The 23,852-nt window shown below is 41.8% G+C and carries 20 protein-coding genes; 5 read left to right on the top strand and 15 right to left on the bottom strand.

The features are described 5' to 3' along the window. Positions 1-18 precede the first annotated feature (18 nt). From C5745_RS14770 to C5745_RS14735, 8 genes are all read right to left on the bottom strand, one after another. Positions 19-1,176, bottom strand: coding sequence for a FecR family protein (locus C5745_RS14770; RefSeq protein WP_105717774.1), 1,158 nt, complete (start codon positions 1,174-1,176; stop codon positions 19-21). 73 nt (positions 1,177-1,249) lie between these two features. Continuing rightward, on the bottom strand, positions 1,250-1,834 hold the full coding sequence (locus C5745_RS14765; RefSeq protein WP_105717773.1) for an RNA polymerase sigma factor: 585 nt from the start codon (positions 1,832-1,834) through the stop codon (positions 1,250-1,252). 144 nt (positions 1,835-1,978) lie between these two features. Next, positions 1,979-3,268, bottom strand: coding sequence for a chloride channel protein (locus C5745_RS14760; protein WP_105717772.1), 1,290 nt, complete (start codon positions 3,266-3,268; stop codon positions 1,979-1,981). Between the two features lie 178 nt (positions 3,269-3,446). Beyond that, positions 3,447-4,718, bottom strand: a complete 1,272-nt coding sequence (locus C5745_RS14755; protein WP_105717771.1) for a glucose-1-phosphate adenylyltransferase — start codon at positions 4,716-4,718, stop codon at positions 3,447-3,449. A gap of 10 nt (positions 4,719-4,728) precedes the next feature. Then, positions 4,729-6,141, bottom strand: a complete 1,413-nt coding sequence (locus C5745_RS14750) for a glycogen synthase (RefSeq protein WP_105717770.1) — start codon at positions 6,139-6,141, stop codon at positions 4,729-4,731. 1 nt (position 6,142) lies between these two features. Next, on the bottom strand, positions 6,143-8,047 hold the full coding sequence (gene glgB / locus C5745_RS14745) for a 1,4-alpha-glucan branching protein GlgB (RefSeq protein ID WP_105717769.1): 1,905 nt from the start codon (positions 8,045-8,047) through the stop codon (positions 6,143-6,145). An 18-nt stretch (positions 8,048-8,065) separates the two neighbouring features. Beyond that, positions 8,066-10,522, bottom strand: coding sequence for a glycoside hydrolase family 31 protein (locus tag C5745_RS14740; protein WP_105717768.1), 2,457 nt, complete (start codon positions 10,520-10,522; stop codon positions 8,066-8,068). A 127-nt stretch (positions 10,523-10,649) separates the two neighbouring features. Then, positions 10,650-11,897 (bottom strand): ABC transporter permease, encoded by a 1,248-nt coding sequence (locus C5745_RS14735; protein WP_105717767.1) that lies wholly within the window; start codon positions 11,895-11,897, stop codon positions 10,650-10,652. Positions 11,898-12,108: 211 nt separating this feature from the next. On the opposite strand from C5745_RS14735, the gene queA reads away from it, so the two are divergent. Beyond that, on the top strand, positions 12,109-13,158 hold the full coding sequence (gene queA / locus C5745_RS14730; protein WP_105717766.1) for a tRNA preQ1(34) S-adenosylmethionine ribosyltransferase-isomerase QueA: 1,050 nt from the start codon (positions 12,109-12,111) through the stop codon (positions 13,156-13,158). 157 nt (positions 13,159-13,315) lie between these two features. Here queA and rpmA read toward each other — a convergent pair whose 3' ends face one another. The 5 genes from rpmA to C5745_RS14705 form a co-directional block, all read right to left on the bottom strand. Then, a complete protein-coding gene (gene rpmA, locus C5745_RS14725; protein WP_105717765.1) occupies positions 13,316-13,582 on the bottom strand; it encodes a 50S ribosomal protein L27 in 267 nt (88 codons plus the stop codon). A gap of 51 nt (positions 13,583-13,633) precedes the next feature. Continuing rightward, positions 13,634-13,945, bottom strand: coding sequence for a 50S ribosomal protein L21 (gene rplU, locus C5745_RS14720; protein ID WP_105717764.1), 312 nt, complete (start codon positions 13,943-13,945; stop codon positions 13,634-13,636). A gap of 91 nt (positions 13,946-14,036) precedes the next feature. After that, positions 14,037-15,947, bottom strand: a complete 1,911-nt coding sequence (locus C5745_RS14715; RefSeq protein WP_105717763.1) for an amidophosphoribosyltransferase — start codon at positions 15,945-15,947, stop codon at positions 14,037-14,039. A gap of 101 nt (positions 15,948-16,048) precedes the next feature. After that, positions 16,049-16,339: a hypothetical protein gene (locus C5745_RS14710; RefSeq protein WP_105717806.1), complete on the bottom strand. Its 291-nt coding sequence runs from the start codon at positions 16,337-16,339 to the stop codon at positions 16,049-16,051. A gap of 67 nt (positions 16,340-16,406) precedes the next feature. Then, positions 16,407-17,384, bottom strand: coding sequence for a YihY/virulence factor BrkB family protein (locus C5745_RS14705; protein WP_105717762.1), 978 nt, complete (start codon positions 17,382-17,384; stop codon positions 16,407-16,409). 124 nt (positions 17,385-17,508) lie between these two features. Here C5745_RS14705 and C5745_RS14700 point away from each other — a divergent pair, with 124 nt between their 5' ends. Next, entirely contained in the window at positions 17,509-17,718 is a 210-nt protein-coding gene (locus C5745_RS14700; protein WP_105717761.1) for a hypothetical protein, read from the top strand. A 76-nt stretch (positions 17,719-17,794) separates the two neighbouring features. Then, entirely contained in the window at positions 17,795-19,156 is a 1,362-nt protein-coding gene (locus C5745_RS14695; RefSeq protein WP_243403361.1) for a glycoside hydrolase family 28 protein, read from the top strand. Between the two features lie 23 nt (positions 19,157-19,179). Here the strand turns inward: C5745_RS14695 and C5745_RS14690 are convergent, their stop codons facing one another. Then, complete coding sequence (locus C5745_RS14690) at positions 19,180-19,941, bottom strand: TIGR03915 family putative DNA repair protein (protein WP_105717760.1); 762 nt, start codon at positions 19,939-19,941, stop codon at positions 19,180-19,182. A gap of 1 nt (position 19,942) precedes the next feature. Further along, the gene (locus tag C5745_RS14685; RefSeq protein WP_394342076.1) at positions 19,943-21,199 is read right to left on the bottom strand and encodes a putative DNA modification/repair radical SAM protein; all 1,257 of its coding nucleotides are present in this window, start codon (positions 21,197-21,199) and stop codon (positions 19,943-19,945) included. A gap of 65 nt (positions 21,200-21,264) precedes the next feature. On the opposite strand from C5745_RS14685, the gene C5745_RS14680 reads away from it, so the two are divergent. Continuing rightward, positions 21,265-22,275: a ligase-associated DNA damage response exonuclease gene (locus tag C5745_RS14680; RefSeq protein WP_207795816.1), complete on the top strand. Its 1,011-nt coding sequence runs from the start codon at positions 21,265-21,267 to the stop codon at positions 22,273-22,275. Beyond that, the gene (locus tag C5745_RS14675) at positions 22,272-23,852 is read left to right on the top strand and encodes an ATP-dependent DNA ligase (protein WP_105717757.1); all 1,581 of its coding nucleotides are present in this window, start codon (positions 22,272-22,274) and stop codon (positions 23,850-23,852) included. The genes C5745_RS14680 and C5745_RS14675 overlap by 4 nt, the downstream gene beginning before the upstream one ends.

The following is a 23,852-nucleotide window of genomic DNA, read 5'->3' as shown; positions in this document are numbered from 1 at the left end:
GCACTACCGTTTTTCTATTTATTTATCTCCCATAATTTTAGTTTTTTGTCCAACCATTAATTTTCTACCCTCAAGCGATAGATCGATATTCCCGTATCGCAGTACACTCAGCACCTTCCGAATATCTTCGTTCCGCTTTATTTCTCCTACAAATTCGTCCTTCGCGTACGCTCCTTGATAAACGACATCCACATCATACCACCTTGCCAATTGACGCATCAGCACCTCCAGTTCCACTCTATCGAATCGAAAAACACCCTCTTTCCATGCCATAATAGCTTTTATATCCGCTTTTCCTATCTTATCGCGACCACTTTTGGTAGTACTTAGTTCAAAACCTGGTTTCAACAAGTATTCTTGCGTCGCACCTTTCACTTTTACACTCCCCTCGACAAGGGAGGTCCGTACATATCGTTCGTCTTCATACGCATTGATATTGAATTTTGTCCCCAATACTTCGACCTGCTGTTGTGGCGCGTCGACGCGGAACGGTCTTGTTGGGTCGTGCTGTATTTCAAAATAAACTTCTCCTTTTATAGACACCTTTCGTTCTACTGCGGAGAAATTGACAGGAAACGATATAGATGAGGCGCTATTTAACCAAGCTTTCGAACCGTCGGGCAGCACGACTTGGTAAATCCCTCCTTTTGGTGTTTCGATCGTATTATTAATCAGCGTCGCGTTGCTTTTATGATCTGTTATTTCAAAAGATACCAAACCATCTTCCTGTTTTCGGATGATAAAGCCCTCTCCTTCTTCGATTACACCGTCGGCCTCGTCAGTCAAGACAATTTGCTTTCCGTCTCCCGTGGTTAATATAGCTTTATTTCCGCCGGGCAAAACATTTTGTGTACGATTCACAATTTTTTCTTCTGAAACTTCACCGCTAAACGGTGTCTGTCGACTTTGGTATATCACAAAAAAGCCGATCAGCAGAACCGCAGCCGCGCTCGCCCAGATACGCCATGCAATTCTACGTTTTGCAATTTGGGGTCTTTCATCAACAATCCGTTTCCATAGATCGTCTTTTACCGTGCGAAGGTCTTCTTGATTGCTTTCAGAAATTCTCTTTTGTAGCTCATTAGCGTACCAACGCTCCAAAAAATCCATTTCTTCCTGCGAACATTCGCCGGTAATATACTTCTCTAGTAATGCGTGAATTTCTTTCTCTGTCATACGGATTTATATCCTTTACGACTAATAGACAAGATTCCCCCCGTCTGTGTAGTAGAAAAAAAATGAAAATAGTTTAAAAGAAGAAAGTTAATGCAACGAAAAGAACATAATAGAAGACAACCTCCAGCTTAGACTTGAGTATTTTCAACGCGTTGCTGACCTGCTTCTTCACCGTTTTGTCGGAGATATTAAGTTCCTCAGCAATTTCTTTATAGGTTTTATGCTCATTTCGGCTCATCTCAAAAATTTGCCGCATCTTACCCGGTAAAGCAGCTATTTCTTCGGTAATCCGTTCGCGGACCAAATTCTCCCGCAATAAATAATCAGTTTGATTTTCACCCGCTTCAAAATACTGAGCAAGAGAAAGGATATATTTATCGTGAACTTTATTATGCACATAGGTGTTTAACACCTTATTCCGTATCACCTTGTATAAATACGCTTTTAAAGACAGTTGAATATTTAAATTTTCTCTTTTGTCCCAAAGCTCCACAAATATTTCTTGTACGATATCCTTCGCAGTATCATCGCAAGAAGTCATAGCCTTGGCTTGCACGTACAGATTTTCCCAATAGCGTCCATAAAGCTCTCGGAAGGCTTCCGCTTCACCTCTTTGAACGAAAGACAACAAAAGTTTATCCTCAAGAGACCTGTACATTATAACATATCAGTTTGAAAATGGTCGGCTTATCTGTGACCAAAAATATATCTTTTTTCGATACGAAGGAAATATTTTTATATGAACAAGGTATTAAGATAATCTTATATTAATATAAAATATAAGCCCAAAAACGAGTATGAATCAGTCAGCCATCTCCGTCACCCTCCGTTTGGCTAAAAAACCATCATATGTATAGGCGTTATAGGGCAATATCTTCTGTGCCGTATACTTTGCCACGAAACAAGCAATCAAGATAGGTAAAAACAATTCAAACCCATTAGCGGCCAACCCACAGGCCAAAAAGAGAGCCGTAAAGGGAGCATAGATAGAAGCCGACAATGTCGCTGCCGCGCCTGCTAATATAAAATTGATAAGAATAAGGTTAGTATCAAAGAACGTATTGCAACATACCGCAAACCCCAGCCCCAATAATGCACCTGCGACGATACTCGGTGCAAAAACTCCCCCGTCTCCGCCTGCCCCTAGAGTCAAAGAAGCTGCCAAAGGCTTCAGAATAACAACTAAAAAAAGTATGCCTAAAGACAGTTGTCCTCCTGTTATCGCGGTATCGACAACCCCTTTCAGTCCGTGATAGCTATCGCCATACAACAACGGGAAACAAAAAATTAGCCCTCCAACAATCAGTGCGCCGAGATTAACGCGTATAAAATTGTTATTGATCTGCGAGAAAAATAGTTTAATACGCGTAACCAACAACGTGAAATAAATGGACAGCAGCCCACACAACAAACTCAAAAGAATAAAAAAAGGTAATGCACTAGTATACCAATCCTGCACGGCATAGCTAAAAAATGGACGATTATCAAAAAAATAAACAAATATACCCGAGGTAATTGCGGCGGCGGTAGATGCCAAAAAAAGTGTCTTATTGAATTTTCTAGCGACGACTTCCATAGCAAAGAGCCAACCGGCAAGTGGATTGCCGAATAACACCGCGACGCCTGCCGTTACCCCTGCACAAATCAGTTCACGTTTGTACATCTTGGCGACGCCTCCTTTTTCATAAACCGCATTACCAATAGATGCAGTAGCTACCACCGTAGATACTTCCACGCCGGTTGAGCCACCAAAAACAACCGTCAAGAAGCCATTGATATAGTGAGAGGGAATCTTAAATAATGGAAGATGATCTTTTCTATCGTCCAGCGTCTTGAAAATTTCCGTTAGCCCCTTATTCTTACGGTTGTGGAACAACCATTTCCGTAAAAAATAGATAGCTGTAATACCGACACTCGGAAATAACAGAAAAAACCATGTGTTTGTATCAGAAATCCATTCAAACACCGATACTTCTAACCATTCAGTACTATGTTTCAACGTGTATGCCAATAAACTACAAACCAGCGCTATTCCAATTGAAACAATCGAAAGCTTCCAATAATGTTGTTTGATAATCTTATTTCTGTCCACTGATCTCCGTCTTCTAAATTATTGATTCCGAAACAGCATAACGTATATCATTACCGATAAACAATTGCCATTTTTTCGACAAAGGACGGAATAAATATAGAATACTACTACATCTATCTGAAAAAAGCTCTCCAAGTATTTGGAAAGCTCTTCAAATGTGAATTGAGATTGTAAGGATTTAACAGCCGATTGTTGCTCCGTTTGGAATTACCGCATCTCGTTTAATAACTACGATGCCGTCACGTATTGTATGCGTTGAAAAATCACCATCAGGTAGATGTATCCCACCTTTTATGCGGACGTCATTTCCGATTCGGCAGTTTTTATCGAGGATTGCATTTTCTATATAACATCGCTCGCCTACACCTATCGGGGGCGGTTGCTGTGTATTGCTCAGCGTAATGACTTCTTCAAGATTTTCATAATGATCTCCTCCCATCATATAGGTTGATTTGATGACTGTTCCTTTTCCAATTCGTGAGCGGACACCGATGACGGAGCGTTCCAATTTATCTCCATTTAAGATACAACCGTCGGCTACGATCGTATTGTTCAACGTCGTACCCGAAATTTTAGAGGGTGGCAGCATACGGGCGCGCGTAAAAACGGTCTCATTAAAGAGGTTGAAATCCGGGACGTCATCGGTCAAACCAATATTCGCATCGAAAAACGAACGAATTGTTCCAATATCTGTCCAATATCCGTCAAACTGATAACTCAACACCTTTTGGCTCTCGATGGCATCAGGAATAAGCTCTTTCCCAAAATCCATTCCCGGGTTTTCAGTGAGCATCTTCCGCAACACACCCTTAGAGAATACGTAAATTCCCATCGACGCTAAATACAGTCGACCTTGATGTTGCATCTCTTCCGAAACTTCAGATCCCCAGTTTAATACCTCTTCGCTATCCGGCTTTTCTGTAAAAGACGTAATCTCGTTGATTTCGTTTGCCTTTAAGATACCAAAGCCTGTTGCATCTCTACCATTCACGGGAATAGTGGCTATGGTGACATCACCACCGTTCTCCACGTGAAAATCAATCAACGACGAATAATCCATTTGGTAAAGTTGGTCTCCAGACAAAATTAGTACATAATCATAATCCACATTGACCAAATTTTTCTGTGTGCGTCGGACGGCGTCCGCTGTACCTTCAAACCATCGGTCTCCCTCCAATGTCTGTTCGGCTGCAAGTATGTCCACAAAGCCCTTACTAAAGATACTGAAATTGTAAGAATTCTTGATGTGTTGATTCAACGAGGCAGAATTGTACTGTGTCAAGACGAAAATCTTGTTATATCCCGAATTCAGGCAGTTGGAAATAGGAATGTCGACCAAACGATATTTGCCCGCAATCGGAACTGCTGGCTTGGAGCGCTGTTCTGTCAATGGGAAAAGGCGTGTTCCGCGTCCCCCCCCCAATACAATCGATACTACTTTATGTGCCATACCATTAAATTTATAACTGGTTATACAAACTGATATACTGTTGAGCGGACTTATCCCAGGAAAAATCCAACTCCATCTCTTTTCTTCGGACTCTTTGCATTTTCCCTCGCTGCCCGATATAATCTAAGGCGCGTCCAACGGCGGAAACAGCTTCTTCAGAAGTAGCGTCCGGGAACACAAAACCATAACCATTCTTCTCACTTACATCTCTCACAGTGTCCTTTAGTCCTCCTATTCCCCGAACAATCGGAATAGTACCATATTTCATCGCGTACAATTGGTTTAGTCCACAAGGCTCTATACGCGACGGCATCAAAATCATGTCTGCGGCAGCATATACCTCATGTGCTAGTGTTTCATTATAGCCAAAGAACGTCGCAAAACGCCCCGGATGTGCCGCCAATAAAGCTTGTAAACTAGCTTGAATCTGGGTATCGCCTGAACCTAGTATAAATATACTTATTTTATTTTCAGTATGCGAAAAAATATTTACGACAATTTCCGGCAATAAATCTGCTCCTTTCTCGACGGCAAAACGTCCGATATACGCCAGTAAAGGCAACGCTTCATCCAGGTCAAATTTTTCACAAAACGCTTTCTTATTTTTTGCCTTCCCTTTTTTGTTGGACTCAATATCGTAGTTAAATGGTATCAGTTTATCCGCTACTGGATTCCAATAAACGTCATCGATACCATTGACAATACCATAACCTTTTGCTGCTTCAGAAAAGAATAAGCCTTCCAATCCATTTGCTTGCGTGTACAATTCTTGGAGGTACCCCTCACTAACGGTCGTAAAAGCATCACAACATTTTATAGCTGCCGCCAATGGATTGATAAGCCCGTCCCAATCTAATAGTCCCCATTTCCACGTATCAAATGCGGGTAATAGGATGCTATTGCTCCAGTTCATCCAGCCCTGGTATTGCCCGTTATGCACGGTGAATACAGTCTTCACGCTTCCAAATTGCTTAAAATCATCGGCATACTTTGTCAAGAAAGGGATTAACCCTACATGATGATCGTGGCAGTTAATAACATCGGGTTTAATCCCACCCTGTTTGAACCAATCTAAACATGCATGTTGAAAAGCTATCCATTGCTCCGCCTCGTCAGGATAGCAATATACTTCCGGTCTATCCAATTTACCGGCGATACGAATTAGGTAAAGAGGGAAGCCTAAACTGTCCTCGGCTTCCTTCATTACCTCATAATGCAGCTCTTCCGATCCCTGAAAAAAAGAACCTTTGGCAATTGATAAAAAGTCGTTGTTACGTGTATAGGGCCTATCGTAATATGGACATACCACCCACGCATCGATACCGAGTTTACGCTGATATCGTGGCAATGCGCCTACCACATCTGCCAACCCGCCTACTTTTGCCAACGGAAAACACTCGACACTTAAATGTATTACTTGCATACTAAACTTGTTTAAGGATTAATCCGCCAAGCGGAGGTAATTTAAGTGTTATGGAATCTGCGCAGCCCATCCACTCCATTTCCTCCGAAAGAGCCGCCCCCTGAGGTATCCCACTTCCATAATAAGACACATCATCCGAATTGAGAATCACTTCCCACAAGCCTGCTGTAGGGACACCAACGCGATAATCCCTCACCATAGGTGTTAGATTAAGTACAACTAGCAAATCATCGGACGGTGTCCCCCCACGGCGTATAAAGACAAATACACTATTTTCATGGTCACCAAGTTCTATCCATTGAAAACCGTCGGGAATAAACGCTCGTTCATATAAAGCGGGCTGCGTCCGGTATAATATGTTGAGGTCTTTTACAAATTCTTGTATACCGCGATGCGGTTCAAATTGCGTAAGGTGCCAGTCGAGAGATTGATTGACGTTCCATTCAGAGGTTTGGCCGAATTCTCCCCCCATAAACAACAGTTTCGTCCCCACGAAAGTATACATATAGAGATACAGCGTGCGCAAGTTGGCAAACTTCTGCCACTCATCGCCCGGCATCTTATAAATAAGAGACTTCTTGCCGTGTACCACCTCATCGTGCGATAAAGGCAGCATAAAATTTTCATGGAAGCTATATACCGTCCCGAAGGTTATCTTATCATGGTGATATCCACGATTAATCGGGTCTTCCTTGAAGTAGTTTAACGTATCGTGCATCCAGCCCATCATCCATTTCATACCGAACCCCAAACCTCCGTCAAATGTAGGCCTGCTCACGCCTGACCACGATGTGGATTCCTCTGCGATGGTTTGGACATCAGGAAACTGAGCGTATACTGCCTCATTTAATTCTTTTAAAAAATGTACAGATTCCAAGTTTTCACGTCCGCCATGTTCGTTCGGTATCCATTCCCCCTCATCGCGGGAATAGTCCAAGTAGAGCATGGACGCTACGGCATCTACCCGCAAACCATCTATATGGTATCTATCCAACCAGAAGAAAGCATTCGAAATTAAGAAAGAACGGACTTCATTTCTTCCATAATTAAAGATATACGATTTCCAGTCGGGATGGAAGCCCTTGCGCGGATCCTCATGTTCGAAGAGGTGAGAGCCATCAAACTTGTACAAGCCATGGGCATCTCCCGGGAAATGGGATGGTACCCAATCCAGGATAACACCGATATTATTTTTATGTAGGCTTTCGATAAGGTACATCAAATCTTGCGGACTACCATAACGGGACGAAGCTGCAAAATAACCTGTAATTTGGTATCCCCAGGAAGGATAAAAAGGATGTTCCATTACAGGCATAAATTCCACGTGCGTAAATCCCATTTCCCTAAGATAAGGAACCAATTTACCCGCTACCTCGCGGTAGGTCAAAAAACGCCCGGGATCGGACAGGTCGCGTAACCAGGACCCTATATGCATTTCATATACGGCAAAGGGCTTGTCAAGCGCATTATACATTTGCCTTTGCCGCATCCATGTTTGGTCGTTCCACTGATACCAGGTTGTTCCTACGACAGAAGCGGTGTGAGGTGGCTGTTCGCTCGCCAATGCGAATGGATCTGCTTTCTCCAAATGTTCCCCTGTGTTCGAATGGATGTGATACTTATACACCTCTCCTAATCGTAGTCCTTCAACGAAACCCTCCCAAATACCGCTACTATCCCATCGTACAAACAATCGATGACTATGTGGGTTCCATCCATTAAAATTACCTATGATGGAAACTGATGCCGCGTTAGGGGCCCAGACGGCAAAGTGGACGCCCTCTTTGCCATTATGCGTCACCGTATGTGACCCTAATTTTTCATACAGCCTAAAATGCTTGCCTGCACAGAATAAACTAATGTCGAAGTCCGTGAATAACGAATATACCTCTACTGCCTGCCCCATAATCCAAGTTGTTTATTTTTATGAAATCGTTAACCGTCTAAATTCTTTTTCAACCGAGATGTAGTGTTTGCCTTCTTCATCTACCAACATATTCAACACATCCCCATCTACTTCGATATGGTGCACATCAAACGGAAGCCCGACAACGTAAATCTTATAACTATCGAAACGTTCGTGATACAATCCCTCTAAATGTTGTACAATAGTAAAGCTATTTTGTTCTCCTTCAACAATAAAATATTTTTCGTTGTACACATTTTGTTCGTAGGCAAAGGTTTCCCCATGGTCAGTATAAACATGGGATTCATGCCGTCCTTGCCCCCAGTAGATATTCAGTTTCAGCGCGTCGATGTTCTTTTCCATCGTGTATTGCATCACTGGAAATTCAGGAATTACGCTTCCTCCACGAATAAAGATGGGCATTTCGTCCAATGGCGTTTCAACGTTATATACTTGTCCACCCTCCCGCACAGTATTGTCGAAGTAATAATACCAGCTACCTTCTGGTAAGTATACCTCCTTCGATCGTTGCCCCGGTTGAATGACAGGCGAAACAAGGATATTATGTCCAAAAGCAAACTCCTCTTCCCGTTGCAGATTTTCCGGTTTGTGCTGTTCCAGTAATGAAATAGGTCGCAAAATCGGCTCCCTATACTTATGCTGTCTCCAGAAGACTGTATAGATATAAGGCAACAATCTGTAACGAAGCTCAATGAACTTTTTACAGATGGCTTCCCATTCTGGACCAAAGCTCCAGGGCTCCCGATCGCGTGTATCTCCGGCTGAATGGACGCGCATAAACGGAGAAAAAACACCGAATTGCATCCAACGGGTATAAAGTTCACCATCCGGCTCTCCGGTAAACCCACCAATATCAGTACCACAAAACGAAAGACCCGACACGGATAAGCGTTGCAACTGAAGGACGCCAATCTTTAGATGTTCCCAAGTTGCTACATTGTCTCCTGTCCATACAGACGAATAGCGTTGTGTTCCAGCATAAGCGGCACGTGTGATCGTAAATGGACGCCTATTTTTTTGAAGTTTTTTTAGGCCATCATAAGTGGAGCGTACCATCTGCATCCCATATATATTATGCGCCTTACGGTGAGACCCCCTAAAGCCTTCATAATAATGCCGTACGTCGTCAGGAAATGTTCCACGACCAAAAACAGCGGGTTCATTCATGTCGTTCCAAACACCCGCAACACCATCTTCTACCAAGTCACGATACAATGTGCCCCACCACTCTCTTACTTTGGGATTAGTGTAATCTGGAAACTGACAGCGGCCTGGCCACACATACCCTTCCATAAAATAATCATCTCCACGACGACAAAAATATTTATTTTCCTTCCCTTGATTAAATACCCAGTAATCTTCATCTACCTTAATACCGGGGTCGATCATCACCACGGTTTTAAATCCGTCAGCAGCTAAATCTGAAATCATTTTCCGTGGGTCTGGAAAATAACGTTTATTCCAGGTAAAACAACGATAACCATCCATATAATCGATATCTAGATAAATGGCATCACATGGTATCTGTCGTTCACGGAATTGGCTGGCTACGTCCCGCACGTTGGCTTCAGGATAATAACTCCATCGGCATTGATGGTACCCGATTGCCCACAGCGGTGGCATATAGTGTGTACCTGTCAGTTCGTGATAGCGTTTAACCACATCCATCATCTGCGGGCCATGGATGTAGTAGTATTGCAATTCTCCCCCCTCTGACCAGTAACTTGTTTGGTCGCTTTGTTCGGCAGCAAAGTCGAAATACGTTCTAAATGTATTGTCGAAAAAAATACCATAAGCGTCACCACCTGTTACACCTATGTAAAATGGAATAGTTTTATATAATGGGTCTTGATTAAAACCGAAACCATAGGTGTCGGAATTCCAGTTCTGAAACCTTTTTCCTCGTAAGTTCAAATTCGCCGATTTATCGCCTAAACCAAAAAACGCTTCGTCATGGGAAGCGAGTTTCGTACAATACACATAGTATCCTCCAAAGTCCGGGTTCTCTTCCCAATGCATGGGTTTCTGATCGGCGTTCAATATTTTCCCGTTAAGATCTTCGAACGACACAAGAAAATTCTCTTTTTGTATTCGACAAACCACGGCGTTGGTTCGTACGAGGAAAGCATCGTCTATCTCCAAAATCGAGAAAGAAGTGGGGTGAATATCGAGGCCTTGCTTAATAGCATAAGAGAAGTCATCAAGAAACGAGCTTCTCGGCGCCAAACGTACTCTGATGATTTCATCAGAAAAAACCCTTACCTCTACACTGGCTTTCCCATCTGTAAAGATTAGTGCGTTTCCCTGCTTAATATACGAAAGAACCTTGTTTAGGTATTTTTTTTCTACTGTAGGCACATCAAGCACGGGATTGTTGACATGATGGATATTATCTAAGGTTTCGCCTTCTAAAATGTCCGTAACAATATCTCCTTTTTTTTGGGACTCAGCCATAGTCTTGTCTATTCGTTAAATTTTATATTTGATTTACATTGCTATTAAAGTACAATAATTTTTAGAAAAAAAAGAAACAAAAAAATCCCCGTCGAGACATGACGAGGATTTTCTTTTCTATGTTGGACTATTTACTGCGAATGGCTTCTACGGGATCCAGCTTTGCAGCCTGAATAGCTGGCACGATACCTGCGATCAAACCAATAAGTGTGGACAATACAGTGGTCAGAACAACCATCTTCACGCTAACCACGATGGTAACGCCGGCCAGTGCACCGACCAGCGCCGCAAGGCCATAGACAATTAACAGTCCAATTCCTCCGCCTATTAGGCACAGTAAAATGCTCTCGATCAAAAATTGAGATAGAATAAAAAATTGTTTCGCGCCCAGCGCTTTCTGTATACCAATAAGATTGGTACGCTCTTTTACGCTTACAAACATGATATTTGCGATCCCGAAGCCCCCGACAAGGATAGAAAAAATGCCAATGAAAAGACCGGCAAGGTTAATAATACCAAACATCTGATCAAGCTGTGCTGTAATAAGGGTTGTTTGATTAACCGAAAAATTATCTTCACGCTGAGGTGGTAAGCGACGTGCAGATCGCATAATTCCAATTAGCTCACTTTCAGCTTCCTCTAAAGCGTATTGCCGCTTTACCTCAATGGCGATACTGGGGCCATAATGTTCGTAGTTCACTAAATTACGAGCCAAGGTGAATGGTATATACGCCACCTCATCATTAGATACATTTATAAGCACACCCGATCCCTCTCTTTTTAAGACACCGATTACCTGCATTTTTCGACCTAGCAAAGTAATATACTTACCAATCGGAGTTGTGTTTGGGAACAGTCCTTCCGCTATAGTAGCCCCTAAGATAACGCTGTGGCTCCCAGCGCGCGACTCTTGCTCTGTAAAATAGCGTCCATCCACGACCTCAAGGTTTCTGATCGAATACATTTCATGCGTGACAGCAGTTACATTGATACTAGAGGCGGAGTTATTCCCGTATTTAGCCGTAGAATTAGAGATATTAATAGAATACGCGACTTCTTCTGCCGTAGTCATCCTGTTTTTGACCGATTCAAAGTCGGCATATTTCGGTTCTGGACGATTAACATATTTCCACCAAGGGTATTCTCCGCCACCTCCCCATGGCCACTTTTCTACATATAAAGTACGGCTCCCCATTTTGCGAACAGATTCCTCTAGGTTATTTCGCAAGGTATCGACCGCAGAAAATACACCGATAATTGTCATAATCCCAATCGTAACTCCCAATAAAGATAGGAGTGTACGTGTCCGGTTATCACGCAATGCAGATAGCGCGAACAGAAAGCTTTCTTTGATAAGAGTGACGACCAAAAACATATATGATGATAAAAGTAAAAATTTTTTTTGTTAAAAAGTTATAGCTGGCGAAAATGCTTTTTTTCACTTAATTATGCTTAACTTTGTAAGCATTTTTGAAGCCTACGTCGTGCTGAATGGCTAAGGTTTCAATAGAACGAAATATATCGAAGCAAAAATAATGCGCCGAGGTGTAATTGCGTTCTCATAAACAGATGAAAAAAATAGTTAGATGAAATTATCACAATTTAAATTCAATTTACCAGAATCATTGTTGGCAAGTGAACCGTCGGAACAGCGTGACGAATCACGCCTAATGGTTTTGCATCGTGATTCAGGAAAAATAGAACACAAAATTTTCAAAGACGTACTGGATTATTTTGATGACAAGGACGTCATGATTTTGAACAATACCAAGGTATTTCCTGCTCGTATGTATGGGAATAAAGAAAAAACCGGCGCAACTATTGAAGTATTTTTACTAAGGGAATTAAACAAAGAACTACGCTTGTGGGATGTGCTGGTGGATCCAGCGCGTAAAATCCGCGTTGGTAACAAGCTATATTTTGGAGAAGAAGATCTATTGGTGGCAGAAGTCGTAGACAACACCACTTCCCGCGGTCGGACAATCCGTTTTCTTTTTGAGGGTACTGATGAGGAGTTTCGTCGTAATATCGAAATTTTAGGAGAAACACCTCTGCCAAAATACATAAAACGCAAAGCGACACCAGAGGACAAATTCCGTTATCAAACGATATATGCTAAAAATGAGGGAGCAGTCGCAGCACCGACGGCTGGACTCCATTTCTCGCGCGAGTTGATGAAGCGACTGGAATTAAAAGGCGTCGAATTTGCGGAGGTGACGCTGCACGTCGGACTGGGAACTTTTCGTACGGTGGAAGTGGAAGACCTCACTAAACACAAAATGGACTCGGAGCAGTTTATTATTAGTGAAGAAGCTGCTCGTACCGTAAACAAAGGTATCGACGACAAGAGACGTATCTGCTCCGTTGGAACAACCTCCATGCGGGCGATTGAATCTTCGGTATCTGCAGATAAACATCTGAAACCGGCAAACGACTGGACAAGTAAATTTATCTACCCACCTTACGATTTTAGCATAGCCAACTCGATGATTACAAACTTTCATACGCCGGAGTCAACACTTTTGGTAATGATCGCGGCTTTTGGAGGATATGAGAACGTCATGAATGCATATGAAGTGGCCGTGAAAGAAAAATACAGATTTTATTCGTACGGTGACGCGATGTTGATTATCTAATCACACGATAATTTTTACTTTTTTACATAAAAATAGAGGCACAATGAACATTGCGCCTCTATTTTTTTAGTCCTTTAGGGAAAAAATTAAAAAACGAAAAAAGCCGCCGAGTCTATACTCAACGGCTTTCGAATTCCTCTAGTATAACTAACAAAACTTAGTTTGCTTGTTCCGCAGGAACTACGGATACATAAGATTTATTGTCTGCTTTTTTGCGGAAAACAACAGTCCCATCAATCAATGCATGCAATGTATGATCTTTACCCATTCCTACATTTTTATCAGGGTTATGTTTCGTTCCACGCTGACGAACGATGATGTTACCTGCGATAGCTTGTTGTCCACCAAAAATTTTAACGCCTAATCTCTTACTGTGTGACTCACGGCCGTTCTTGGAACTACCCGCACCTTTTTTGTGTGCCATGTTTTATCTTAATTTATGACGTAAAGTCAGATTAAAAATTCTTATTTCGCTTTACAGGCTAATTCCTGTGATCTGGATTTTGGTAAATTGTTGACGATGACCATTTTTCTTTTTGTAGCCTTTACGACGTTTCTTTTTGAAAACGACCACTTTATCACCTTTTAAATGAGACAAAATCGTAGCTGAAACTTTTGCTCCTTCGATAGTAGGCGCACCTACCGTGAATTTACCAGCATCTTCTGCTAACAATACATTGTCAAATTCAATACTAGCGCCTTCATCTCCTTGTAAGCGGTGCACAAAAAGATACTGGTCTTTTGCAACCTTAAATTGCTGTCCTGCTATATTTACTATTGCGTACATTGTTATTAATATAATTTGTTAATATTTTAATGAGTTGCAAAGATATAAAATAAAGTAAAGCTTAAAAAATAAAAAAGCAAATAAATAAGCACTAGCTGCTAAAATAAGCCCTTACATTTTTACCTTCGACCCAATTCATAAAAGCTCTGTTAACTACTTTATTCCCCCCTGGTGTCGGGTAATTACCTGAAAAGTACCAGTCGCCTAAATGATTTGGACAGGCGCTATGTAGATTATCTAATGTCTGATAGACAACTTCCAATTCTGCTTTTAAATGATGTGGACGGATAATACGCGCAATTTCCGCAGAGATCTCATCATCTGTGAAAGGCTCATAAATAGCTTTAACATAGTTCTCTACTTGATCTTTCGGCATCATTAAAGAAGCGAGGCATTTTTGATACACTTCATCCACCACATGTGCCATTCCTCCACTTTTCAACAAATTAATCGCCGCCTCAAATGCCACAAACTCACCCATCCTCGACATATCTATCCCATAGCAATCCGGATAACGAATTTGTGGTGCAGAGGAAACAATAACGATTTTCTTCGGATGCAATCGGTCCAATATCGTCAGGATACTTTGTTTAAGCGTGGTTCCACGCACAATAGAATCATCTATAGCGACTATCGTATCAACATCGTCCTTAACGATACCATAGGTCGTATCATAAACGTGTTGTACCATATCCGTACGATCAGCGTCCTGTGTAATAAACGTTCGCAGCTTGGCATCTTTAACATTCAGCTTCTCGAAACGCGGCGTAATGTTAATCATCTCTTCAAGCTCCTGATCTGAAATCTTATCAGCACGATTCAACAGCACATCTTTCTGGTAGTCACGTACGTACGTATTTATACCTTCCATTACGCCATAATACGATACTTCCGCTGTATTTGGAATAAACGAAAACACCGTATTCTTGATGTCATTGTTTACAGCTTCCAAGACTTGGGGGCACAATAAACGACCTAATTCCTTACGTTCCTTGTAAATATCGGCATCCGAACCTCGCGAGAAGTAAATACGCTCAAAAGAACAAGATTTTTGTACTGCTGGCTGGCGAAACATCTCTTCCGTAATTGTTCCATCCTTTTTAGCAATCAAGGCGTACCCTGGCTTAATTTCTTTAACCGCTTCCAATGGTACATTGAAAGCCGTCTGGATGACTGGACGTTCTGAAGCGACTACGAGAACCTCGTCGTCCTGATAATAGAAAGCGGGGCGTATCCCTGCCGGATCACGCATCACGAAAGCATCACCATGACCAAAAATTCCAGCAATAGTATACCCACCATCCCACGTCTTCGCGGAACGTGTTAATATTTTAGCAACGTCAATATTTTTGGCGATTAACGCACTTATTTCAATATTGGAATATCCGTCTTCTTTAAATTTATCAAACAATTCCTGATTTTCATCATCTAAAAAGTGTCCGATCTTTTCCAATACCGTAACGGTGTCTGCTTGTTCTTTCGGATGCTGGCCCAACTCATATAGCTGCTGCAGCAGTTCATCAACATTCGTCATATTGAAGTTTCCGGCAACCACCAAATTACGGCTCATCCAATTATTCTGTCGAAGGAAAGGGTGACAACTTTCGATACTATTCTTACCATGGGTCCCATAACGCAAATGCCCTAAAAGCACTTCTCCCGTAAAACTCACATGTTGTTTAAGCCAGTTCGTATCTTTAGACTCTGCTGGATACGCCTTATTCACTGCCGCGAATTTCTTTTGTATGTATTCAAAAATATCCGCCACGGCAGATGAACCCATCGCGCGATACCGGGAAATATAACGATGGCCTGGCTGCACATCAAATTTAATAGTGGCGATGCCCGCTCCATCTTGACCTCGATTATGTTGCTTCTCCATGAGAAGATACATTTTGTTGATGCCATAATAGGGCGTACCATATTTTTCTTGATAATAAGACAGGGGTTTTAGTAATCGAACGAGTGCTATCCCGCACTCATGTTTTATTGCGTCACTCATAGCTTGAATTGATGCTGCAAAGGTAAAAATTTTTTATAAAAAATGTCCGCTTCTTGGACTTCGCATCGAAACAAACTAAACAAATGACAAATTAAAGATATTTAAAAATCTTCGCTCCGGTCTAGATCTTCGTGATTATCCCCACCCAGGCTATAATAGTTGTTTTCCTCATCTTCTGAACCTACTTCTTCTTGCGCGTCATCTAATTCAGACCCGGGCACATCCAATCCTTCATCGAGCAAGGGTTCACGTCCCCTCTCCTCTTGCTCTACCCTGTCACTCAAAATGCGCTCTTCTTGTTCAAAGATGTCTTCATTTTCTGGATAATGTGGATATCCCGGTAGATTTTTATCCTCGTCCTTTTCAGATTGATCTTTTCTTGGGTCTTGCATAACAATATGATTTTTTCTATACATAACAAACAACCGACGCCGCGATTGGTTTTTTAATAGCCCTTGATTACTTCTTTACTTCTATAGTCTTTTCCTCTGCGGTTAATGGCGCCGGCGGAATCTCTTTCACCTCCCGCTCCATTTCTTTCACCTCTATATGTACTGCAAATTCGGAGGGTTCTATCGGCACTCCTTTGTAAGTAGCATACTCCCGCGTATAGATCGCGCCTAGATATAAGATGGCTGCCGTATAATAGACCCATAATAAGATCAATACGATTGAACTGGCTGCACCATACGTCGATTCCGTGTCCGAACTTTCGATATAAATACCAATCAAGAAACGCCCGACCACAAAAAGAAGCGCCGTAAAAAGTGCTCCCGATCTTACCGTACGCCATTGTATATTGACATCAGGTAAAACCTTAAAAATCACGGCGAACAAAATAAAGATGACACAAAAAGATAGAAAAAAATTGATAGCATTAAACAAGAAAACAGTGACATCGGGAAAATACTGCTTCAAATGATCCGTGAAAGCTAAAATAGCGCCATTGATTATTAACGTTACTACCAGCAAAAAGCCAAGCCCAATAACTAATGAAGAAGATAGTAATCTATCTTTAAGTAATTTTAGCCACCCCTTTTTTACCTTCGGACGTACATGCCAAATTTTGTTAATGGAGTTCTGGATATCACCAAAGACCGTTGTTGCGCCCACTAACAACGTTACCGCACTAATAGTCAAAGCTACATTGGATTTCCCGGAAAGAGACAGATTCCTAATAACTTCTTGAATTTGGCTAGCTGCACTTGTTCCCACAAACCCGCGTAGCTCTTCAAAAACTTTTCCCTGTATAGCTTCTTCGCCTAAGAAAATTCCGGCAAGCGAAATCATTAATACCAAGATAGGTCCTAGTGAAAAAACGGTATAATAAGCTAATGAAGCACTGTACTTTAAACTATCTTCTCCTGTAAACCCCAACACCGTATTTTTCAAAATCGTAAAGTGGGATTTAAACACATTTTCTTTATTCCTTATCATAAGCTAAATGTCTACACGTAATAAACGACCTGACTTCCTAAAAGTTTAAAAAACCTTCATGAACCGCATCTGTGCTGAACGTTAATCTCGCAACATTTTAACGTCTACATTGTTCTATTATAACATGAAACGACACGGACATCCTATAAAAAGAAATAAAAAACTGATCTTAGCCGGCGCCGCTATCCTTATCGGTGGTATGTGCATGCGATTGGCGTGGATTTTTCTTAATGATCCAGTTGGCCCGGTTATCGTTATTACCGGTGCAATCCTATTTTTAGGAGGGGTAATATTTTTCATCAATACGATGTACAATCAACGACACAAATTTTAACTCCTTATACCGTTTGTCTATAAAACCAAACAAAATGTTATTTTTGGCCTTGCAGTTTCAATTAAATAAAATGTCGATGTTCAAAAATCTCTCTTATCTCGCAATAATCTTATTGATTTTTTCTTCCTGTAGTAACAACGCAACAGAAAACCCATCAAGGATACAAAAGCGGGATCAAATTCTAAGCCTCATCACCCCTCCTTCTTTGTCCGCCAATTTGATTGATTTACAACATTTTGGAGCTTTAGGCGATTCATTGACGGATAATAAACCTGCTTTTGATAAAGCGCTGGAAAAATGCAAAGCGCTAGGTGGAGGAAGAATTATCGTTCCGCCCGGTATATATTTGATAAATGGCCCTATCCACTTAATCAGCAATGTCACACTCGACCTACAAAAAGGAGCTAAATTAGTTTTTGGTTCAAATCCAGAGCACTATTTACCCGCCGTATTGACTAGCTGGGAAGGAACATTTCTGTATAACTACAGTCCCTTTATTTACGCCTACCAAGCTGATAATGTCGCGATTATCGGTGAAGGTGTAATTGATGGAAACTCTAAAGACACGTTCAGTACTTGGCACGCAAAACAAAAGCCAAGTCAGACACGAAGTCGAAAAATGAATCACGAAGATACACCAATAGAAGAACGCGTATTTGGAGAGGGGCACTATTTACGACCTCATTTAGTGCAGTTTTTCGAGTGTAAAAATATCTTGATAGAAGATGTTACCTTGTCCAACTCTCCATTTTGGTGTGTTCACATACTAAAGTCGGAAAATGTTACAGCCAGAAGGGTAAAGTTTGATGCTTTTAATAAAAACAACGATGGATTCGACCCAGAGTATTCGAAGAATATCTTAATCGAAGACATTGATTTTAATAATGCGGACGACAACGTTGCTATTAAAGCCGGCCGAGATCATGAAGGTAGAAAAACTGGAATTACTTCGGAAAACATTATCATCCGTAATTGTCGGTTTAAAGGTCTACACGGTGTCGTTATTGGAAGTGAGATGTCGGCCGGGGTACAAAATGTCTTTGTAGAAAATTGTACCTTCGGAGGCTATTGCAAACGTGGCATCTATCTAAAATCAAATCCTGATCGGGGCGGTTTTATCCGAGACATCTATGTAAATAACGTGGAATTCGATGAGGTAGAGGATGGTTTTTTTATTACATCCTATTACCACGGCGAGGGATCGGGGTATGAAACGGATATACGGAATATCTTTGTCGACAGCCTACGCTGTAATAAAGTCCGCAATGCAGCTTTAGTAATTCAAGGCTACCCAACGAAAAAAGTAAGCGACATACATTTCTCCAATATCCAGATTGACACAGCTAAAACCGCTATCAGCTTCACCAACGCCGAAAACATCGTATTTAACAACCTCATCATCGGAGATGAAGTCAAAGTACCCTCTCATGCGCAATAGTATTCCCGAGTATAGGCCAGCTGCTATTTCTTCTCTACAAGGTATTTCCAGTATCTTCTTGGCACATGTTGTAGATGTAACTTCATATTTTTACGTGCTTCGATATTGGTGCTGGTATAATATTGTTTCCAGAGGTGCTGGAAAAGTTCATCACGTTCGTCCATCGTGGTAACAACTGTTGGTATCGTCGTATTTTTTGTTTCTTCCAGACTAAGCTGTACCTCGCCCACTTGTCGCATATCGAACAGTAGACCATATTTTCGCTTTACGTCATAAATAAGCCAAGGCATATCAGCATACCGCTCACGGAAAAAATCAGAAATTAAGGGCAATACATTAAAATCCGGCTCTACCAAAGCAAAGAACAACCCGTCGGAGCTTTTGCTAAAACGGATAAATGCTTTCATTCGATGTCGTTCGCGACTTACCTTCTTTAAGGTCTGCGAAAAGTACAGCACATGGGCGTTGCCATAATCTTGCCGTACATCTGTCCGACCGCCAAAGGTTTGGCGTAGAATAAAAAAAGAAGCCAGCCAAGCTTTCCTATCTTCCGAAAGAAATGCTCTATAAAAATCCATCGTTCCTGCTTTTCCAACACGCTCCTGTAACCCATTCTGAACTCGTAACGCTTTCCGGCTATCTGTCACAATTGTCCTCGTCTCCGCAAATAGAGCTATTCGATAATCTTTCTGCATTAGCGGAATAACATTAAATTCCTTTCTCTCAAAGCTTTCAAATACACAGGACAAAAAACCTAGATACGTTCCATCAAACAAATAATACATATCAAAATAACGCTAATTGTCCGGCAGAATCCTGTTGTCGACTCTTCCTGTTTCCCTCATTTAAAATGGCCGCTCGAACATACTCCATACTGGGATGTCCCAAGATAAAAGGAGAATCTGCACAATGCAAAAAGTACTTTGCCCGATTATAAGCGATACCCATTTTTTGAAGCTGATAGGCATGCAATCTGCCAAACTTCCGCGCCTGTACAATCTTTAGCGCCGATTGCTTACCGATTCCCGGTATGCGAATAATAGCGTTAAAGTTAGCTGTGTTTATGTCAACCGGGAAGAATTCAGGATTACGTAATGCCCAACTTAACTTAGGGTCTATATCCAGATCTAGATGCGTGTGTTGGGGGTTTAAGATTTCATTGAGCCGAAAGCCATAAAACCGCAATAACCAGTCCGTTTGGTACAGACGGTTCTCGCGAACCAAAGGTGGTATCGAGCCAATTTGAGGTAACAAAGAATTTCCATTATTTATAGGGATATAACCACTGTAATACACCCGCTTCAGCTTATAGTTCCTATAGAAGTCATCGGCGACTTGCATGATTTCAAAGTCGTTTTCAGGCGTTGCGCCGATTACCATTTGTGTACTTTGGCCAGCAGGTACGAAAGTCGGCGTATGCTTTATAAGTTTTTTCTCTCCCTTATAAGATTCGATCTGGTCATTTACGTACGCCAACGGTTTCCTTACCGACTCATGATCTTTCTCAGGGGCTACTAATTTAAGCCCTGCTTCGGTTGGTAATTCCAGGTTGATACTCATCCGATCCACATATAACCCTGCTTCCTTCACCAGCTCTTCACTTGCACCGGGGATCGTTTTGAAATGAATATAACCGTTGTATCGCTCTTCCTGTCGGAGCTTTTTCACAATACGCAACATGCGCTCCATGGTAAAGTCCGCATCTTTGAAGATACCAGAACTTAAAAAAAGCCCTTCAATATAATTTCGTCTATAAAAATTCATCGTGAGATCTACGACTTCCTCCACAGTAAACGCAGCCCGTTTCACATCATTGCTTTTTCGGCTCACACAGAAAGCGCAATCATAGATACAATGATTAGTCAATAGAATCTTGAGCAATGAAACACATCGGCCGTCTTCAGTATAGGTATGACAGATGCCTGATGCCGAAGCATCGCCGATTCCCCCGTTATTCTTCCTGGTACTCCCACTAGAACTACAACTCACGTCATATTTGGCAGCATCCGCCAATATCTTTAGTTTTTCTTCAATCCGCAGCATAATGAAACAAAAATACTAATTTTTTTAGCTAAAACATAACGAGAAGAAAATGGTTATTTATTAATATGCTACAATTCAGACAGGCGGGCATTTATTGTGTACCGGGCAATTTTTACATCGACCCATGGCTGCCGGTGGATTTTGCGGTGGTGACGCACGGTCATGCGGATCACGCGCGCTGGGGTATGAGAAAGTACCTATGCCACCACTTCACGGTCCCCATATTGAAAAGTCGTATCGGGAATGATATTGCTGTACAGGGCGTTTCGTATACCGAACCGATTTTTATCAATGGTGTCAAAGTATCGTTGCATCCCGCAGGGCATATAGTAGGATCCGCTCAAATCAGAATGGAATATAAAGGAAAAGTATGTGTTGTTTCGGGAGACTACAAAATTCAAAACGATGGTTTATCCACTCCTTTCGAGCCCATTAAATGCCATGAATTTGTATCCGAAAGCACTTTCGGACTCCCGATCTATAATTGGTTATCGGTGGATCAACAAAATCAACAAATGCAAGATTGGGTATTACAGAACCAAGCAAACGGCAAAACATCTGTTTTTATTGGCTATTCGTTAGGCAAAGCCCAACGTATTATGAAAGCCCTCGCAGGAGTCTCTCCTTTATACGTACACTATTCCATCGGCAAACTCAATGAAGCCTACGAAAGTGTTGGTGTTGAATTACCTACCTACAATATTGTCAATCTTCAGGAAGATATAAAACATGCAGATAAGAATATCGTTATCGTTCCACCCGCCTTAGCCGATTCTAAGGTGATCAATAAAATACCCCATATGGCAAATGCTATTTGCTCCGGATGGATGCAAGTACGAGGATCCCGTCGTTGGCGAAGTGCCGATGCAGGTTTTGCCATAAGCGATCATGCAGATTGGCAAGGGCTTTTGGACGCTATAAAGACGACAGAAGCCGAAAAGGTGTATATAACACATGGACAAACAGCCGTATTTACCAAGTATCTAAATGAGATCGGGATATTAGCAGAAGAGGTTAAAACAGCGTTTGGAAATGAGGAGGAAGAAGTTGAAGAAACAGAAGCACGAAAATTATGAGAGCCTTTGCCACTTTAATTAATGCCTTGGATAGCACCAACAAAACCAATTTAAAATTGGAAGCGATAGACCGTTTTCTTCACGAAGCCGACAACGACGATAAACTATGGTTTCTTGCCCTCTTTACGGGAAAACGTCCGAAGCGCAGTATCAACACCGTATTGATGAAACAATGGGCCATCGAAGCTGCTGGAATTCCTGAATGGTTATTCCAAGAATCCTATGCGTCTGTAGGCGATTTAGGCGAAACAATCGCCTTGGTTTTACCACCATCAGTCCAGTATATAGATCGATCGTTAACGGAATGGATGACTATGATTATTGCGCTGAAGGACGGTACCGAAGCTGAGAAAAAAGAATATGTTCTGCAAGCTTGGAATAACCTTCCCACCACCGAGCGTTTTATTTTCAACAAACTATTAGGCGGCAGTTTCCGACTTGGAGTTTCCTCCAAAACGCTTATCAATGCTTTAGCAAAACATTATCAAATGGACGCGAGTGCGGTAGCACACAGCGTCATGGGCGACTGGAAAATGGGCGAGGTGGCCTTCGATGATCTCATAAAGGGCCATTATACGGATACACAACTTTCTAAACCCTACCCTTTTTGTCTGGCCTACCCCTTGGAGAAAGAATTGAATGAACTTGGTAATGTAAAAGATTGGCAAATCGAATATAAGTGGGATGGTATCCGCGGACAGTTTATCAAACGAAACGAGGAAGTGTTCATATGGTCACGTGGTGAGGAACTAGTTACCGATCAGTTTCCGGAAATAAGAGATAGTTTGCAACAGTGGCACGGAAATTTTGTCATCGATGGCGAAATCCTAGTCGTCAAAGAACAGACAGTAATGAATTTTTCGGCATTACAAAAGCGATTAAACCGGAAAACCGTCAGTAAAAAGTTATTGGAAGAATATCCCATTCAAGTATATGCCTATGATCTCGTTGAATGGGAAGGTGAAGACTGGCGACACAAAGGCATGTTGGAAAGAAGACAAAAGTTAACAGAATTATTCTTTCTTAATCCATCGCCCCATTTACAGCTGTCCACTGTTATTACTATTGATCATTGGGACGCGTTAACGCCAATCCGGGAAAACGCCCGTGCCATCAATAGTGAAGGCATCATGCTAAAGCACAAGGCATCACCCTATCATACCGGACGCAAGAAAGGCGATTGGTGGAAATGGAAAATTGATCCGTTGACGATTGACGCGGTTTTAATCTACGCTCAAAAGGGAAGTGGGCGGCGGAGTGCCTATTACACGGATTACACATTCGCTGTCAAAGACGGCACGAATTTAGTCCCCATTGCGAAGGCCTATTCTGGGCTAACAGACAAGGAGATTAAAGAGGTCAGTCGTTTTGTCAACAAAAACGCTACCGAAAAGTTTGGCCCTGTACGAACCGTTAGACCCGAACTGGTGTTTGAAATAGCTTTCGAGGGCATTGCTTTTAGCAACCGGCATAAATCAGGCGTAGCATTACGATTTCCACGAATAGCACGTTGGCGGACAGACAAGACAGTCGCAGATATTGATAATATAGAAGAAATCAAACAAATGATTCTTTGA

Origin of the sequence: Sphingobacterium haloxyli, from assembly GCF_002980525.1 — a bacterium.
In the GTDB taxonomy this organism is placed as follows: Bacteria; Bacteroidota; Bacteroidia; order Sphingobacteriales; family Sphingobacteriaceae; genus Sphingobacterium; species Sphingobacterium haloxyli.
The sequence above is the reverse complement of the archived record's forward strand: the minus strand, read 5'-3'. Positions and strand labels throughout refer to the sequence as shown.